At 65.8% G+C, this 19398-nt stretch carries 4 protein-coding genes; all 4 read right to left on the bottom strand.

The window, feature by feature from the left end; genetic code table 11:
* From HX866_RS23865 to HX866_RS23840, 4 genes are read right to left on the bottom strand one after another with little or no spacing between them, the layout of a single operon-like run.
* Window positions 1-6798 carry an amino acid adenylation domain-containing protein gene (locus tag HX866_RS23865; RefSeq protein ID WP_371319281.1) on the bottom strand — a complete coding sequence of 2266 codons (6798 nt, stop codon included), beginning with the start codon at window positions 6796-6798 and terminating at the stop codon, window positions 1-3.
* Window positions 6799-6810: 12 nt separating this feature from the next.
* Window positions 6811-14769, bottom strand: coding sequence for a non-ribosomal peptide synthetase (locus tag HX866_RS23855; RefSeq protein ID WP_256344986.1), 7959 nt, complete (start codon window positions 14767-14769; stop codon window positions 6811-6813).
* On the bottom strand, window positions 14766-18413 hold the full coding sequence (locus HX866_RS34440; protein ID WP_256344985.1) for an amino acid adenylation domain-containing protein: 3648 nt from the start codon (window positions 18411-18413) through the stop codon (window positions 14766-14768). The genes HX866_RS23855 and HX866_RS34440 overlap by 4 nt, the downstream gene beginning before the upstream one ends.
* Window positions 18410-19384, bottom strand: coding sequence for a TauD/TfdA family dioxygenase (locus HX866_RS23840; RefSeq protein ID WP_177095105.1), 975 nt, complete (start codon window positions 19382-19384; stop codon window positions 18410-18412). Before HX866_RS23840 ends, HX866_RS34440 begins: the two co-directional genes overlap by 4 nt.
* Window positions 19385-19398 lie beyond the last annotated feature (14 nt).

Genomic DNA, 19398 nt, shown 5'->3' with positions numbered 1-19398 from the left:
TCAAGCCTCCGCCATGTCATTCATCATGCGTTCAATGTCGGACAACCCGTCATCGGTCAGGGAAAGGCCGCTGCCTTCAAGTGCCTGTGCAAATTCGTTCAATTGAGGTTTCTCGAAAATCATCCGAAGCGGTATGTCGATCCCCAGGCCCGAATGAATCCTGGATATCACCTGGGCCGCCAGCAACGAGTGCCCGCCCAGCTCGAAGAAGTTGTCGTCCAGGCCGACCCGCTCGACCTGCAGCACCTGCGCCCAGATCGCCGCCAGTTGCTGCTCGCGTTCGGTCCGCGGGGCCACGTAGGCCTGCTGCCAGGCACTCGGGTCCGGCTTGGGCAAGGCGTTTCTATCCAGCTTACCGCCGGGGGTCATGGGCAGGCTGTCGAGCACCACCCAGTGCAACGGGACCATATAGTCCGGCAGGTGCGCCTTGAGGTCGTCACGCAGCACCTGTTGCGCCTCGTTCAAGGCCGGCTCGCGGAGCACCAGATAGGCCGCCAACTGCTTGCCGGACGGACCGTCAAGGGCCACCACCAGAGCTTCGCGCACCAGGGCATGTTGCTGCAGGCGCGCTTCGATCTCACCCAGCTCGATGCGGAAACCGCGGATCTTCACCTGATGGTCGAGGCGCCCGGCATATTCGATCAGCCCCGCGTCGCGGTAACGGGTCAGGTCGCCGGTACGGTACAGACGACCGCCACCCTGGCCGTCGAACGGATCGGGGATAAAGCGCTCGGCGGTCAACGCCGCACGCCCGTGATAACCGCGTGCCAGCAAGGCGCCGCCAATCAGCAACTCGCCGCTGGCGCCCTGGACCGCCGGGGCGAAATCGCTGTCGAGGATATACATGCGCCGGCCACCCAGCGGCCGGCCGATGGGCATCGACGACGGCTTGGGCCATTCGCCGCGCACATAAGCATCACACTCCAGGTAACTGGCGGTGATGGTGGTTTCCGTCGGGCCGTAGGTATTGAGCAGGCGGACATGGCCCAGCCCCGCCTGTTTCCACAGTTCGAGTCCTTCCGGCGGCATGGCCTCGCCGGTGGCGCTGACCTGGCGCAGCGGACCGAAGTCCCTGGGCGCCTGGCGGCTGAATTCCTGCACCAGCAGGTACCAATAGGCGGTGCTCAGGTCCGCCACGGTAATGCCCGAACGCAGCACCTCCTGGTGGAAGGTGTTGCTGTCCCAGACTTCGTTGCCGCGTACCACCACGGCCGCACCGCAGCACAGGGCCGGGAACAGTTGTTCGACAAAACCGTCGAAATTGAGGGTGGAGAACAGCAGCACGCGGTCCTTGGCCTGCAGGCGGAAGTACTCGATGGCGACGTGGCAATGGGCGCTCAGGGCCGCATGCTCGATGGCAACGCCCTTGGGTTGGCCGGTGGAACCGGAGGTGTAGATGAGGTAGGCCAGGTTGTGCGGCTGCACCTGGCTGAGCGGCGCCTCATCGTCGGTTCCCGGCGGCAGGTCTTCGACCCTGTCCAGGCACAGCGTGCGCAGTGACGCCGGCACCGGCAGCTCCGCCAGCAGATGAGCATGGCAGAGCAACAGGCCGATGCCGCTGTCCTGCATCATGTAGGCCAGGCGCTCGCGGGGGAACTCCGGGTCCAGCGGCACATAGGCGCCACCGGCCTTGAGGATCGCCAGCAAGCCGACCACCATGTCCAACCCGCGATCAACCGCGATGCCCACCGGCACTTCCGGGCCGACGCCCAGCGCCCGCAACTGCTGGGCCAGGCGGTTGGCCCGCCGCTCCAGCTCGGCATAACTCAGTTGTTCGTCAGCAAAGATCAACGCCGTGGCCTCGGGCGTCAACCGCGCCTGGGCAGCAATCCGTTCGTGGACACAAGGCGCGTCAGGGTAGACGCCGTCGATACGGCTCCAGCGTTGCAGGATGCACTCACGTTCTTCGTCATCCAGCAGCGGCAGGTCGGCAATCCGCTGGGTCACCCCCTGCTCGGCGACAGCCCGCAGCAAGTTGCGCCAATGGGCGGCCATGCGCTCGACGGTGGCGGCATCGAACAGTGCGGTGGCATAGGTCAGGGCGGCCCGCAGCCCTTCTTCACCTTCAAAGGTGTCCAGGGTCAGGTCGAACTGGGCGCTGTGGCTGCCACTGTCCAGCCCTTCGATGTGCAAGCCCGGCACTTGGCGCACCGCGCCCTTGCGTTCGGTCTGGTGGTTGTAGAGCACCTGGAACAAGGGGCTGTGGCTCAAGCTGCGTTCGGGCTGCAGGGCCTGCACCAGATGCTCGAACGGCAGGTCCTGATGCGCCTGGGCGCCCAGCGCCGTCTGCTTGACCTGAGCCAGCAACTGGCCAAAGGTGCTGTGCAGTTCGAACTCGGCCTTGAGCACCTGGGTGTTGACGAAGAAGCCGATCAGGCCCTCGGTTTCCGTCCGGGTGCGGTTGGCGATCGGCACGCCGACGCGGATATCGGCCTGGCCCGAGTAGCGATGCAACAAGGTCTGGAACGAGGCCAGCAGCAACATGAACAGGGTCACGCCCTGCTCTCGGGCAATCGCCTTGAGCGGCACCAGCAAGGCCGGCTCGAAGGCGACCTCAAGGCGCGCCCCGGCACTGCTTTGCAAGGCCGGGCGTGGCCGGTCGGTGGGTAATTCCAGTACCGGCTGATGCTCGCCGAGCTGACGGCTCCAGTACTCCAACTGCCGGGCCTCTTCGCCCGCGGCCATCCAGTCGCGCTGCCAGTGGGCATAGTCGGCGTACTGGAACGGCAAGTCCTTGAGCACGGGCTGGTGGCCCTGGCTGAAGGCGGCGTAGTACTCGATCAACTCGTCGACCATGATCGGCATCGACCAACCATCCGAGACGATATGGTGCAAGGTCACCACCAGCACATGGCGCTCCTGGCCAAGGCTGAGCAAGCGCGCCCGCAGCAACGGCCCCTGTTGCAGATCGAACGCGACCTGCACCTCCCGCGCCACCCGCGCCTTGACCCACGACTCGGGATCTTCGCCCGACGCCGGGTTGAATTCATCCAGTGCCAGGACAAAGGCCGCAGGCGCCTGCACGTGCTGAACGCCCTGCCCGTCGACCTGGCCGAAGGTGGTACGCAGGCTCTCGTGACGGGCCACCAGGGCTTCGAAGCCGCGACGCAGGGCTTCGCGATCCAGAACACCGTCCAGTTGCAACGCGGCCGGGATGTGATAGGCGCTGTTGTCCGGTTCCAGTTGCCAGAGCAACCACTGACGTTGCTGGGCATAGGACAGGCGCAGGGGCTGGCCGCGGTCGGCCAGGCTGAAGGCCGGCACCTCAGCTGTCTGATCCGCTTCGGCACTCTCGGCAAAGCCGCCCAGGTCCGCGGTCTCGAACAGGCTGCGCAGGGACAGCTCCAGCCCCAGTTCCTGGCGGGCCCGGGCGATCACCTGGGTCGCCAGCAACGAGTGCCCACCCAGCTCGAAGAAATTATCCTTCAGGCCGACCTGTTCGACCTGCAGCACCTGGGCCCAGATCGCCGCCAGTTGCTGTTCGATTTCCCGACGCGGGGCAACATAGGCCTGCTGCAGCACACGGGTATCGGGCTCGGGCAAGGCCTTGCGGTCGAGCTTGCCGTTGGCGGTCAGCGGCAGCGTGTCCAGCAGCACCAGGTGCGTCGGGACCATGTAGTCGGCCAGATGGGCCTTGAGGTAGTCCCGCAACTCGCCGTGCAGGGCGCTGGCCTGCGCTTCATCGTGTGCCACACGCGGATCGACGGGGACCAGATACGCCACCAGCTGTGTGCCGGTCGCGCCTTCCACGGCCAGGACCGCGGCTTCGGCCACCTGTTCGTGACCTTGCAGCCGCGCTTCGATTTCCCCCAGCTCGATGCGGAAGCCACGAATCTTCACCTGCTGGTCGCGCCGGCCGATGTATTCGATGCTGCCGTCGGAGCGCAAGCGCGCCAGGTCGCCGCTGCGGTAAAGGCGTCGGCCGCCCTGTGGATCGAATGGGTCGGGGACAAAACGCGTGGCCGTCAGATCCGGCCGTTTCAGGTAACCCCGCGCCAGCCCGGCGCCGGCCACATACAACTCACCGACGCAACCCGGCGGCACCAGGTTCAACGCATCGTCCAGCAGGTACAAGGACAGGTCGCTGATCGGTTCGCCGATGGGACTGCCAGCGGCCTGTTCCAGGTCGGCCAGGGACAGCGGCCGGTAGGTGACGTGCACGGTGGTTTCGGTGATGCCGTACATATTGACCAGCTTCGGTGCTTGCTCGCCAAAACGCTCGAACCAGGGGCGCAGGCCCTGTACTTCCAGGGCCTCGCCGCCGAACACGACATAACGCAAGGCCAGGTCGCGCGGTGAATCGACCGCCACCGACAACAACGATTTGAAAGCCGATGGCGTCTGGTTCAGCACCGTCACCCGCTCATCGCAGAGCAGGCGATGGAAGTCCCGGGGCGAACGGCTGACGTCCTGGGGCACCACCACCAGCTTGCCGCCGTGGAGCAAGGCACCGAAGATTTCCCAGACCGAGAAATCGAAGGCGTAGGAGTGGAACAGCGTCCAGATATCGTCGGCACCGAAGCCGAACCCGACGTCGGTGGCGCTGAACAGACGCAGCACATTGCCGTGGGGCAACAAGGCGCCCTTGGGCTTGCCCGTGGAGCCCGAGGTGTAGATGACGTAGGCAAGATGATCGGCTTCAGTGACACAGGGCGGGTTGTCCCGCGAGCTGTCTTGCGGCGGTTGATCCAGGTCGAGGCACTCGACGTCCGCCGGGATCGGCAGGCGCCCCAGCAGGTGCCCTTGTGCCAACAGCCACTTGAGGCCGCTGTCCTCGATCATGTAGCGCAGGCGCTCGTTCGGGTAGCCGGGGTCCAGCGGGACGTAGGCAGCGCCGGCCTTGAGCACCGCGACAATCGCCACGAGCATGTCCAGCGAACGCTCGCAGGCCACGCCCACCAGCACATCCGCGCCGACACCCCGGGCGATCAGGTGATGGGCCCACTGGTTGGCGCGGCGGTTGAGTTCGCCGTAGGTCAGTTGCTGGTCGGCGCAAACCACCGCCACAGCGTCCGGGCGCAGTGCGGCCTGGGCCTCGATTCGTTGTTGCAGGCAGGTGTCGACCGGGTATTGGCGCGGTGCCGGGTTGCATTGGGCCAGGACGTGTCGCTGCTCGGCCGGCTCCAGCAAGGTGATATCGGCGATGCGTTGCTGCGGGTTCGCGACAATCGAACGCAGCAGGTTCAGCCAGTGGCGGGCCAGCTGCTCGACGGTCGGGGCTTCGAACAGATCGGTGGCGTACTTGAACACGGCTTCGATGCCGTGGGGCTGGTCGGCGGTATTGAGCACCAGGTCGAATTGGGCGGTCTGGCTGTGCCAGTGCAGGGGTTCGATCGTCAGCTCACCGGGGGCGACCGAACGGGCGGGCGAGGTTGGATTCACTGACGCTATCGCGAGCAAGCTCGCTCCTACATTGGATCGGTGTCCCGCCGCAAGAATACCGTCGTGCCCCTCTCCCTGTAGGAGCGAGCTTGCTCGCGATGACGATGTTGGATTCACCGACGTCATCGCTGGCAAGCCAGCTCCTACAAGGTCTGTGGGGTTCTGTGGGAGCTGGCTTGCCAGCGATGGCGATGCTGGATTCGCCAGTGGACCCGGAGCTTGCGCCTGGTGATTGAACATCACCTGGAACAACGGACTGTGGCTCAAACTGCGTCCCGGCTCCAACGCCTCGACCAGTTGTTCGAAGGGCAGGTCCTGGTGGGCCTGGGCCTCTTGCGCCGTCTGCCAGACCTGGCGCAGCAGTTCGACAAAACCGCCCTGCCCGTCCACCTCGGCCTTGAGCACCTGGGTGTTGACGAAGAAGCCGATCAGCCGCTCCACCTCGGCCCGTTCACGGTTGGCCACCGGCACGCCAACGCGGATATCGCCCTGCCCGCTGTAGCGATGCAACAGCGCCTGGAACGAGGCCAGCAGCACGGCGAACAGACTGACCCCCTGTTGCCGGGCCAGGGCCTTGAGCCCTTCGCTCAACGCCGGGTCGAGCAACAGCGCATGACTGGCCCCGGCAAAGCTGGGGGACAGCGGACGCGGATGATCGACCGGCAACTCCAGCACCGGTTGCTCGCCGCCGAGCTTGCCCAGCCAATATTCCAGTTGCCGCTCCTGTTCGCCGGCTTCCATCCAGTGCCGCTGCCACAACGCGTAGTCGGCGTACTGGATCGGCAATGCCGGCAACTGTGGCGTACGACCCTGGCTCAGATCGGCATACAGCGCCAACAGCTCCTCGGTCATCACCTGCAAGGACCAGCCGTCCGAAACGATGTGGTGCTGGGTTAGCACCAGGACCTGTTCTTCGGCCGTCACCTGGAGCAAGGCCGCCCGCAGCAGCGGCCCCTTGGCCAGGTCGAAAGGCGTCTGGCCCTGGGCCTGGACAAAAGCCTGGACCTGCACCTCGCGCTCCGCCGTGGAGGCCGGCTCGAGTGTGTGCAGATCCAGCATGAATCGAGCGGCGGGCAACACCACCTGTAGCGGTTGCCCGTCGGTCTGGGTAAAGACCGTGCGCAGGCTTTCGTGGCGCTCCACCAGGGCCTGGAAGCTGCCCTGCAAGGCGTTCACATCGAGCCGGCCGTGCACCCGCAGGGCCGTGGCAATGTTGTAGGCGGTACTGTCCGGCGCCCATTGCCAGAGGAACCACTGGCGTTGCTGGGCGTAGGACAGCAGCAGGGGCTCCTCGGCCGCGCGGCGGAACACCGGCGCGACCTCGAACAGATTGATGCCCTTCTGCTTGAGCAACGCCGCCAAGCCTTTACGCTGCTTGGACGAGAGCTGTCCTACCGACTCGATTAACCCTTGCACTCGTGCTTCCCCTCAAGAAATCAGTTTTTCCAGATCTTCGAGGGATAGACGTTTGAGGGCCTCCAGGGATTTAGCCAATTCATCCTGAACCGGCGATGAACCACCGCGCAACACTTCGATCCGCTCGCAGAACGCCTGCAAACTGTCGGCCTGGAACAGCTCCTTGAGCGGAACCTTGTCACCCAGGCGCTCACCGATCCGGCTGACCACCAGGGTCGCCAGCAGCGAATGCCCGCCCAACTGGAAGAAGTTGTCGCCCAGGCCCACCTGCTCGATCCCCAGCACCTCCTGCCAGAGCGCCGCGACCTGGCATTGCAGCTCGCTGCGCGGTGCCTCGTAGTGCTGCTGTCGGGGACCGCTGCCGAGGGCAATCAGGGCCTTGCGGTCGAGCTTGCCATTGGGCGTCAGCGGCAAGCCCTCGACCCGATGCAACTGGCTCGGCACCATGTGTGCCGGCAAGCGCGCGGCCAAGGCCGTCCGCAGGCCGGCGACAAACACCTGGGCATCGCCAGCCCCCGGCTGCGTCACCACATAGGCCTGCAAGTGCTTGCCCGCCGCATCCTCCTGGGCCAGCACCACCGCCTCGCGCACCGCTGGCTGTTCGAGCAGACAGGCCTCGACTTCGCTCAACTCGACACGGAAACCCCGGATCTTCACCTGGTGGTCGGCGCGGCCGATGTACTCGATCCGCTCGCCTTCGCCCTGGCGCACCAGGTCGCCGCTGCGGTACAGACGCTCGCCATCAGCGGCGAACGGGTTCGGCACATAACGCTCGGCGGTCAATCCGGGCCGGCCCAGGTAGCCCCGGGAAACCCCGGCGCCACCCAGGTACAACTCTGCCGCCACCCCGGCGGGCAACAGTTGCAAGCCGGGATCCAGCAGGTAGGCCTGGGTGTTCTCCAGCGGCCGCCCGATATTCGCCACGCCCTGGGCGGTGCGCAGAGTGAAGGTCGAATAGGTGGTGTCTTCCGAAGGACCATAGAGGTCATACACCTGGCGCACCCGGGTCCCGGCATAGAGCGCATCCACCAGCGTCTGCTTGAGCGGTTCGCCGGCCAGGTTGAGGGTCCGGACCGAGTCCGGGATCTGCCCGGCACGCAGCAGCGCGGCAATGGCCGAGGGCACAGTGTTGATCAGCGTGACCCGTTCACGGGCCGGCAACTGCGCCAGTGCCAGGGCATTGTCCGCCAGCACCAGGCAACCGCCAGCGGCCAGGGTGACGAAGATTTCCCAGACCGACAGGTCGAAGCAGATCGACGTCGACGCCAGCACCCCACGCAACTGTTCGTGAGCGTAGGACTGCAACGACCAGTGGATCAGCGCCGCGAGGTTGTCGTGGGTGATCGCCACGCCCTTGGGCTTGCCGGTGGAACCCGAGGTGTAGATGACATAAGCCAGGTTCTGGCCGCAGGTCTCCACGCTCGGCGCATGAGCGGGCCAGCTCACCAGCCAGTCGTCGCCCTCCTCCATCAGCAACACCGGGGCCGGCAATGGCTGCGGCAAGCGTTCGAGGAGAATGGCTTCGCTCAGCAGCAGGGCCGCGTGGCTGTCATCGAGCATATGCAGCAAGCGTTCACGCGGGTACTCGGGGTCCAGCGGCACATAGGCGCCACCGGCCTTGAGAATCGCCAGCAGGGCGACGATCAGGTCCGGGGTCCGGCGCAGGCACACGCCAACCCGTACTTCAGGGCCGACGCCACGTTCGCGCAGAAGGTGGGCCAGACGATTGGCGCGCCGGTCCAGGGTCTGGTAATCCAGCTGCCAGTCGGCGAAGAGGATCGCCGGGGCATCGGGCTGACCGGCGACCCGGGCGGCCAGGTGCTCAAGCACATGACCCGGGCCCTGCGGATGGACCCCACCCCCTGTAGGAGCGAGCTTGCTCGCGATAAGCGCAAGGCCACCGCGATCATCCTGATGCCTCGCGTTATCGTTGACGTCCATCGCGAGCAAGCTCGCTCCTACAGGGGAGGTCCGGCCGTGGCTCCAGTCGAGGGCGACTTCGCGTTCCACTGGGTCCAGCAGCTCAAGCGCACCCAACGGCTGGCGCGCATCGGCCATGAATTGGCCCATCAGGTATTCCAGCTGCCGACCCAATCGCGCTACGCCCGAGGCGTCAAAACAGGCACGGTCGTAACTGCAGTCCACGATCAACTCAGGCCCCGTCACCGCCACCAGGGTCAGCGGATAATTGGTCTGCTCCGAGCGCTCGATCGCCGCGAACTCAAGGCCTGTCTCCGAAGCCTGGCCCAGCGCTTCGGCCATCGGGTAGTTCTCGAACACCAGCAGGCTGTCGAACAACCCGCCGGCCCCCAGGCCGGCCCAGCGCTGGATCTCGTACAACGGCGTCTGTTCGTGTTCGCGCAGCGCCAGGTTGAGGTCCTGTACCAGTTGCAACCACTCAGCCACCGTAAGCTGTGCGTCAGGGCTCGCCACCACCGGCAGGGTGTTGATAAACAGGCCGATCTGCTGCTCCACTCCGGGCAGGTCGGTCGGACGCCCGGCCACGGTGGCACCGAAGGCCACGCAATCCTGGCCGGTGTAACGCTGCAACAGCAGCAGCCAGGCGGCCTGCATCAAGGTGTTGAGGGTGACTTTGCGCTCCCGGGCAAAGCGATTCAGCCCGGCCGTCAGCGCCTCGCTAAAGACATGCCGGTGTTCCCCATAGCCCGTCGCCAACCGAGTGCCGCCCAGCGTCCCGGCCAGACGGGTCGGCTCCTGCAAACCGGCCAGGGCCGTGGTCCAGAAGTCCTGACTGGCCTGGGCATCACGCTGGCCCAGCCACTGGATATAGTCGCGATAACGCCCGGCACCCCGGGTCACCGCCAGCCCGGCGTAACGTTGCAGCACTTCGCCGAACAGCTGCGAGGTACTCCAGCCGTCCATCAGAATATGGTGACTGGTGTAGGTCATCTGGTATTCGGTCTCACTGGTTCGCACCAGCGTCACCCGCAGCAAAGGCCCGCGATGGGGTTCGAAACCGGCCGCGAGGTCGGCTTGCGCCAACTGTTCGAAGGCGACCTCACGGTCGCCGCGCGCGCGCCAGTCATGAACCGCCATGGGCATCTGCACCCCACGCAGGACGATCTGCACCGGCGCCGCCAGCTCCTGGGGCCAGGCAAATACCGTGCGCAGCATTTCATGGGCCTGCACGGTCTGCTGCCAGGCCAGGTGGAAGCGCTCGACATCCAGGTGGCGCACGCCAACCCGCAGTTGGTTGATATAGGCAGCCCCCTCCGGCTCGTCCAGATGGTGGAAGAGGATCCCCTGCTGCATCGGCGACAGCGGATAGACATCCTCGATCTCCCCCGCCGCCACCGGCAGGCGTTGCAGTTGCCCGGCACTGAGGTTCACCAGCGGGAAGTCCGATGGCGTCACTCCCAGTTGACCGCCCTGGCAGCAATGCTCGATCAGCTCGATCAGCGCCCGTTCATAGGCACGGGCCAGGGCCTCGATGGTTTCAGGCCGATACGCCTGGGGATTGAATCCCCAATCCAGTTCCAGCTCACCGTCGAACACCTGGCCATTGAGGCTCAGCCCATTGCCCGGCGGAGTCTCCCCGGACTGGTTGAACCCGGTGGATTCGGCCGTGGGGACGAACAGCGCACCGTCGGCTTCGGCAAAACTGCCGTCGAATTGGCCCAGGTAGTTGAAGGTCACCCGCGCCTGGGGCAAGGCCGCCAGTTGGCGGGCGAACTGCGCATCACCGAGGTAACGCAGAACGCCATAACCGATGCCCTTGTTCGGCACCGCCCGCAGTTGTTCCTTGATACCGCACAGGGAAGCACCCGGCTCCGCCTGCGGGCTGAGCCGCAACGGAAACAGGCTGCTGAACCAGCCCACTGTTCGGCTGAGGTCGAGGTCGTCGAACAGATCTTCGCGACCATGACCTTCGAGCTGGACCAGCACCGAAGACCGCTGACTCCAGTCGCAGAGCACCCGTGCCAGGGCCGTCAGCAGCAGGTCGTTGACCTGGGTGCGATAGGCCGTCGGGGCCACCTTCAGCAGTTGCTGGGTCAGTGTCTTGTCCAGCCTTGAACTGGCATGACCGGCTGCCCCGGCGGGGACCTGCGTCGGGGCCAGCTCCAGCGGCAGTTCCTGGAGGTCCTGCGCCAAGGTCTGCAACCAGTAATCACGCTCGGCCAGCAAGCCTTCGCTGTGGGCATAACGGTGCAACTGCTCAGCCCAGCTCTGCAGCGAGCTGCTGCGCACGGCGGCAACCGGCGAGCGCCCGGCGGCGATGGCGACATAGGCCTGTTGCAGGTCTTCCAGCAGGACCCGCCAGGACACGCCGTCCACCGCCAGATGGTGAATCACCAACAGCAGACGCTGCTCACCGTCGGGCAGGTTGACCAGCACCGCGCGCAGCAACGGACCCTCTTTCAGGTCCAGGCTGGCTTGTGCCTGATCGGCCAGCGCCGTCAGTTGCCCAGGGTCCGTGAGTTCACGCCGCCACAACAGATCGGCCAGCGGCGCCGGCGCGTAATGCGCCTGCCATTCACCGTCCTGCTGTGCAAAGCTCAGGCGCAAGGCCTCGTGCTGCGCCAACACCACGGCCAACGCCGCCTGCAGAGGCCCGGCTTCCAGCACTTGCCGAGGCTTGAGCATCAACGACTGGTTCCAGTGATGACGCTGGGCAATGTCCATCTCGAAGAAACGTGCCTGGATCGGCAGCAACAACTGTCGCCCACTGGCCTGCACCACGACCTCGGCCGGCGGCTTTTTCTCGATCCGCTTCGCCACGGTCGCCAACTGGCCGATGGTCTGTTTCTCGAACAACTGCTTGGGGCTGAGGCGGATCCCCTGGCGCTTGGCCCGGGCAATGATCTGCAGGCTGAGGATCGAGTCGCCGCCCAGCTCGAAGAAGTTGTCGCTGGTGCCCACTCGCTCGAGCTTGAGCACATCGGCCCAGACCGCCGCCAGTGTCTCTTCGATCTCGCCGACCGGCGCGATGTAACCCTGCTGGACCGCTCCCGGTTTCGGCAGCGCACGCTTGTCCAGCTTGCCGTTGGCCGTCAGCGGCAACTGCGCCAGCAAGACGATCTGCGCCGGCACCAGGTAGTCGGCCAGACAGGCCTGCAACTGCCGACGCAGCGCCTCGACCTGGCATTGCGCACCGGGGGCCGCCACGCAATAGGCGACCAGTTGCAGGCGTCCGCCCTCTTCATCCACCGGCAGCGCCAGGACCGCCGCCTGTGCGACAGCCTCGAATCCCTGCAGGACCCGGGCGACTTCCGCCGGCTCCACGCGGTAACCACGAATCTTCACCTGGTCGTCATTACGGCCGAGGAACTCCAACTGGCCCAGGCGCGTACAGCGCATGCGGTCGCCACTGCGGTAGACCCGCGCACCCGGCGCACCGAAGGGATCGGGCAGGAAACGTTCGGCGGTCAGGCCCGGTTGCCCGAGATACCCCAGGGCCACACTGTCGCCACCGATATACAACTCGCCCGGCACCTGTTCGGCGGCGATATTGAGCACATCGTCCAGCACATAGCCATGGGCGCCCGGCAAGGCACGGCCCACCGCGACGCCACGGTCGTGCGGGTGCAATGCCCGTACCTCGTGGGCCAGCACACCCACGGTGGTTTCACTGGGGCCGTAATGGTTGATGAAACGGCAGTCCGGCTTGAGTGCCCGGACCTGCTCGAACAAGGCCGGCGAACAGGCTTCGCCGCCGACGATCAGGGCATGCCAGGGCAGCACGTCGGCGGGCTCGGCCGCCTGCAGCAACGCCGCCAGATGACCGGGAACGATCTTCAGCACGCCGACGCGATGTTCACGCATGTACTCGGCAAAACGGTCAGGGTCGAAGCCCAGTTCCTCGGGCAGCACATGCAGGGTACGCCCGGAACACAGGGCGCCGAACAGCATGGTGTGGCCCAGGTCGGCGGCGATGGTGGAGACCAGCGCCATGCTCGCCTCGGGCGCCAGCTCCAGGCGCTCCAGCAGGCCGCTGACATAGCTGGCCAACGCCCCGTGGCTGACCAGCACACCCTTGGGCAGGCCGGTGGAGCCGGAGGTATGAATCACATAGGCCGGGGCCTGATCCGCGAGATCCAGGGCCGGGGCAGTGTCCGGCTGGACACGCCATTGCTCAGGGACAAAGACCTGGCCGACACAGCCGACCGGCGCCAGGGTCGTCACCCGCGCGTCGCCCTCGGCGCATAGCAGCAGGCGCGCGCCGGCACGTTCGAGCATCGGCTGCAGGCGCGCATCCGGCGCCTTGCTGTCCAGCGGCATATACACCGCGCCGGCCTTGAGAATCCCGAGGACACAGGTCAGCCAGTCCAGGGATCGCTCCATCAGCACCGCCACCGGTTCGCCGACACCAACGCCCTGACTGCGCAGATGATGGGCGAGGCGATTGGCCGCCTGGTCCAGCTCGATGAAACTCAGGGTCTGTTCGAGGCAACGGGCAGCCGTTGCCTGGGGTTGCGTCCGCACCTGGGCGTCCCACTGTTGCAGCACCGGGGTCGTCGCGGCACGGGGCTCGGCGGCCAGGACCGGAGGACGGTTTTCCAGGCTCAGCAACGGCACATGGGGCGCCCGCAGCACCGCGTCGAACAGCCCGAGCAACGCCGCGATAAAACCCTCGATGGTCGAGGGCTGGTAGAGGTCGCTGGCGTAGGTCATCTCGCCATGGATCAGGCGGCCATCGTCGGTGATGTCCAGGGCCAGGTCGAAGTGCGTACCGTCCTTGTGCAGCGGGTATTCCTCGACCTGCAGGCCCGGCAGGTTCAGGGTCCGCTGTTTCTGCATGCCGACGTTCTGGTTGAACTTGGCCTGGAACAGCGGGTTGTGATCCAGGCTGCGTTGCGGGGCCAGGGCATCCACCAGTTGTTCGAAAGGCAACTCCTGGTGCGCCTGGGCGCCAAAGCTGCTTTCACGGATCCGCGCCAACAGTTCCAGGAAACTCTTGCGCTCGTCCACTTCACAGCGCAGCACCTGGGTGTTGACGAAGAACCCGATCAAGCCTTCGACCTCGGCCCGGCCACGGTTGGCGTTGGGCACGCCGACGCGGATATCCCGTTGCCCGGCATGCCGGGACAGGAACCAGGCATAACCGCCGAGCACCAGCATGAACAGGCTCAGGCCCTGGCCACGGACAAAGGCATTGAGCTGCGCCGAACGTTCGGCGCCAAAATCGAAGCGCAGGGTCTGCCCCTGGAAGCTCTGCACTGGCGGACGCGGGAAGTCGCTGGCGACCTCCAGCAGCGGCTGCTCCTCACCCAGTTGTTGCCGCCAGTAATCCAGCTGCCGCTCGCCCTCGCCGGCCTCCAGCCAGCTGCGCTGCCAGATCGCATAGTCGGCGTACTGCAGGGCCAGCTCCGGCAACCCGGGTTCGCGGTCCTGGCAGAACGCCTGATAACCCTGCACGAACTCACGCACCATCACGTCCATCGACCAGCCGTCGGAAACGATATGGTGCATGCACACCACCAGCACCCATTGCGCTTCGTCCAGGCGGATCAGGCTGGCCCGCAACAACGGCCCCTTGAGCAGGTCGAAGGGCTGCGCGGTCGCCGTGGCGACCCGTCGGGCCAGCTCGGCTTCACGCAGATCGTCGGCAATCGCGCTCAGGTCGATACGTTCCAGCGGCACGGCCAGCTGTTCGAGGATCACCTGGCGCGGCTGCTCGCCGTCGACCTGGAAACAGGTGCGCAGCACCTCGTGGCGCTGGACCAGATGCTCGAAGGCGCGCAGCAAGGCCGCTTCGTCCAGCTCACCGCGCAGGCGCAAGGCGGCGGCCATATTGTAGGCAGCACTCTCCGGCTCGAGTTGCCAGAGGAACAGCAACCGCTGCTGGGCATAGGACAAGGGAATCGCGGCCTGCTCATGCCGGCTGACCGGCACCGGCAGCAGGCTGAAATCCTTGCCCTGCTGGCTCAGGCGGGTGAGGAACTGCCGCCGTTGCTCCAACGGCAGGCCAATAAAACGTTTGGCAAGACTCAATGCGGCCTGGGCACTCATGCTCCCACTTCCTCCAGCGAACTCATGAATTGCTCCATATCACCCCAGTCACTTTCGCCGGCGCCCTCCACAAGGGTCGCCAACTCGGCCGCCAGGTCACCCAGCAAAGGCTTTTCAAACAGACAGCGCAGCGGCAGGCTGACCGCCAGGCGCGCCTTGATCCGGGCGATCACCTGGGCCGCCAGCAACGAATGCCCGCCCAATTCGAAGAAATGGTCATCGAGCCCGACCTGGGACACGTGCAGGACCTGTTCCCAGATCTCGGCGAGGCTGCGTTCGATGTCGCTGGCAGGCGCCCGATAACGCGCTTGCAACTGGCTCGGGTCCGGCAGCGGCAGCGCCTTGCGATCCAGCTTGCCGCTGGGGGTCAGGGGCAGGCGCGGCAACAGCAGCAGATGGGTGGGGACCATGTAGTCCGGCAACTGGCTTTGCAGCAGGGCCTTGACCCGCAGGCGCAAGGCGTCCTGGCGGGCGTCGTCCGTGGACTGCTCGGCCACCAGATAGCCGACCAGCTGCGTTCCGCCCGCCAAGGGCAGCGCCAGCACGGCAGCTTCACGCACGCCCGGGCACTGCAACAGGCGGCCTTCGACTTCACCCAGCTCGATACGGAAACCGCGAATTTTCACCTGATGGTCAACCCGACCGATGTACTCCAGTGCGCCATCGGCGCGCAGGCGGGCGCGGTCACCACTGCGGTACAGGCGTTCGCCGGGGTTGAACGGATCGACGATAAAGCGCAGGGCGCTGAGGGCCGGTTGGCCCTGATAGCCGCGGGCCAGGCCGGGACCGCCGATGTACAACTCGCCGACCGCGCCTTGGGGCAGCAGGTTCAAGTCATCGTCCAGCACCACCAGCCGTCGACCGGACAAACCATGGCCGATGGGCACTCCGCGCCAGGACACATCCTCGGGCAACAAGGTGGAGCAATCGTAGGTGGTGGAAACCACGGTGGCTTCGGTCGGACCATAGGTATTGATCAGCCGGACATGCCCGAGGCCGGCGCGCGGCCAGAGGCGCAGGCCGTCGACCGCCATGGCCTCGCCGCCGATATGGATCTGCCGCAGTGCCCCATAGTGCTGCGGCGGTCGGGCCGCCCAGTCCTGGACCAGCAGATGCCAGTAGGCCGCCGGCAGGTCCGCCAGGGTGATGCCGTGTTCGAGGATCGCGCCGTGCAGGGTGGCACTGTCCCACAGACGGTCGTCGCGCAGCACCACGCAGGCGCCCAGGCACAGCGGCGGGAAGAACTGTTCGACAAAGCCGTCGAAGCTGTTGGTGGCCATTTGCAGGACCCGGTCGGATGCCAGCAGTTGACTGTATTCGGTGGCCCGGGCGATGAACTCGGCCAGGGCGCCATGGCTGATGGCGACGCCTTTCGGTCGGCCGGTGGAGCCCGAGGTATAGATCACATAGGCCAGGGAATGCGGGTTGATAGTGAGCGGCAGGTCGTGATCGGAAAAGCCCGAGTCGTCGAGCTGGTCCAGGCAGAGGATTTCGCTGCCTGGAGCGGTCGGCAGGCTGGCCAGCCAGGCACTCTGGGTCAGCAACAGCTTCAGGCCGCTGTCCTGCAACACATGCTGCAGGCGCTCGGCCGGGGTTTGTGGGTCCAGCGGCACATAGGCGCCGCCGGCCTTGAGCACGGCGAGAATGGCCACGGCCATCTCCAGGCTACGGGAAACGGCGAGCCCCACCAGCACGTCGGGACCGACGCCGCGCTCGCGCAGCAGATGGGCCAGGCGGTTGGCGCGACGGTTCAGTTCGGCGTAGCTCAGGCGCGACGCCCTTTCGAACGCCCCCCCTTGTAGGAGCGAGCTTGCTCGCGATGAGGCACCTGAGTCTTGTGCTGTCTGTTCGGACGCCATCGCCGGCAAGCCGGCTCCTACATTGGATCGGCGTCCCACCGCAAGAATATCGTCGTGCCACTCTCCCTGTAGGAGCTGGCTTGCCAGCGATGGGGCCCCTGAGTCTTGCACCGCCTGTTCGGACGCCATCGCCGGCAAGCCGGCTCCTACAAGGGGTTGCGGTTCGGCGAGGATCAGGGCGGTCGCTTCGGGCGTGCGGCGGACCTGGGCTTCGAACAGTTGTGGCAGCAACACGGGCTCAGTGGCCAAGGCCGCTTTGCCGGTCCCATCGCCGAGCAACTGCACGAGCTCCTCAGGCGCCAGCATCGGCAACTGCCCGACGGCCTGCTGCGGATCCTCGCACACCGCGCTCAGCAGGTTGCGCCAGTGCTCGGCGAGACGGGCGATGGTCGCGCCGTCGAAAATATCCGTGGCGTAGGTAAAGGCCGCGAACAACTGCTCGCCTTCCTCGCGGGTTTCCAGCATCAGGTCGCTGGCGGCGGCATGCTCACGCGAGCCCGCGGCCCCCTCCTCGTCACTCAGATGCACCACTTGCAGCCCGCAGGCGAGGGTCTTGCCCTGCACATCGGTGACCAGCGGCTGGTGGTTGAACATCACCTGGAACAGCGGGTTGTGGCTCTGGCTACGGGCCGGTTGCAGGGCTTCGATCAAGGCGTCGAAAGGCAACTCCTGATGGGCCTGAGCCCCGGCAGCCGCCTCACGCACGCTGTGCAGCAACTCGGCGAAAGACTGCTGGCCGGACACCTCGCTGCGCAACACCTGGGTGTTGACGAAGAAGCCGATCAGGCCTTCGGTCTCGCTGCGGGTGCGGTTGGCGATCAGGCCGCCGACGCGGATATCGGTTTGCCCGCTGTAGCGATACAACAGGGTCTTGAACGTGGCCAGCAGGACCACGAACAAGGTCACGCCCTGGCGCTGGGCCAGGGTCTTGAGTTGCTGGCGCAGTTGCCCGTCGACCTGCACTTCCAGACGGGCACCGCGGTGGCTGGCCTGGGCCGGGTGGGCACGGTCGGTGGGCAATTCAAGCACCGGATGCTCTTCACCCAGGTGCCCGCGCCAATAGGCCAGTTGCCGCTCACGCTCACCGGCTTCCAGCCAACTGCGTTGCCACAGGGCGTAATCACGGTAATGCACGCTCAAGGTCGGCAAAGACAGCGCCTGGCCGGCGACGCAGGCGTCATACAGGCGGGTGAATTCTTCAACGAGGATATTCATCGACCAGCCGTCGGCGATGATGTGGTGCAGGGTCAGCAACAGGACATGTTCCTGCTCGGCCAGGCGCAACAGGCGAATGCTCAGCAGCGGACCGCGCTCCAGGTCAAACGCCTGCCCCGCTTCCTCGGCCATCGCTTGCCGGGCGCGCTGCACCCGCAGTTCCGGGGCCAGCGCGGACAGATCGCTGAGGGCGATGCGCACCGCGCTCGGCTCGGTCACCCGCTGGAAAGCATGCTCGCCGTCCTGGCCAAAGGTGGTGCGCAGGCACTCATGGCGCGCCACCAGGGCACTGAAGGCCTGCTCCAGCGCGGGCAACTCCAGCACCCCGTTCAGGCGCACCGCCATTGGCAGGTTGTAGGCCGCGCCAGTGGGCTCGAGCTGCCAGAGAAACCACAGCCGCTGCTGGGCGTAGGACAAGCCGTCGCGCTCGGCAACGCCATCGCCGTCAACGATAGGCAACAAGGAAAAATCAACGCCTTCGCGGTCCATCGCCGCCAGGAAGACCCGGCGCTTTTCCTCCGGCAATGCAATAAAACGCCGTGCCAGTTGCTGTGCGTCCCGCGGATTCATTGCGCGTACCCCTCGGCCATCGCCACCACCACCTTGCGCTTGCCGGTAAACGGCGAGCGGGAGTGGGCGCTGAGCATGTTGTCGAGCATCAGCACGTCGTTTTCCTGCCAGGGAAAGCTGATGGTGCAGTCGTCGAGCACGCCACGGATCTCGTCCAGCAGGTCGACCTCGATGGCCGAGCCGTCGCCGTAGTAGACATTGCGCGGCAGGTCTTCCTCATCCACCGCATCAAGCAGGGTTTCACGCACTTCCGGCTGCAGGTTCGAGACATGGAACAGGTGTGCCTGGTTGAACCAGACGTCCTCCCCGGTCACCGGGTGCCGAGCCACCACCTGGCAGCGCTGGCGGGTGCGCAACTCGCCATCGTCCTTCCATTCGCATTCGATGGAATGGGCCCGGCAATAGGCCTCGACCACCGCCTCGTCCTCGGTGTTGAACACCTGGCTCCAGTCGACATCCAGGCCGTTGCCATAGTTGCGCACGTACATCAGGCCCTTGCTGACGAAACGCTCGCGAATCCGGGCCGGCACCCGGCGATAGACTTCACGGCTGTCGCAGATCGGCGTCTCGCCGCCGGTCTGGGCGGCGATCATGCTGTAGAACCAGATCTTCATCGGCCATTCGAGGGTATAGGCCTGCTCGTTGTGCAGCGGAATGCTCTGGTGCGCCGGGTATTCGGTGGAGGTATACACGCCCTTGGTCACGTTACTGCGCGGCGTGGAACCGAACTCGTAATTGAGCAACGGATGACCAAAGCCCGCAGCGAACTCACGGAACGCCTCGGCGCCCCCCACGTCGAAGCCACGCAGCAGAATCCCGCCGCTGCGGTACAGGTGGGCATCGATCAGCGGCTTGCATTCGGCGAAGGCCTCGCGCAGGTCGAGACCGGGTTCAGGCGCCTGGATCAGCATGGGCAAGGTGCCCGACCCGGTCAGCAGCGGACGGATATCCAAACTCAATGCATTGTTCATGACGACTCTTCTCC

Origin of the sequence: Pseudomonas gingeri (genome assembly GCF_013386165.1) — a bacterium.
GTDB lineage: Bacteria > Pseudomonadota > Gammaproteobacteria > Pseudomonadales > Pseudomonadaceae > Aquipseudomonas > Aquipseudomonas gingeri_C.
This window is presented reverse-complemented; position numbering and strand designations above follow the sequence as displayed.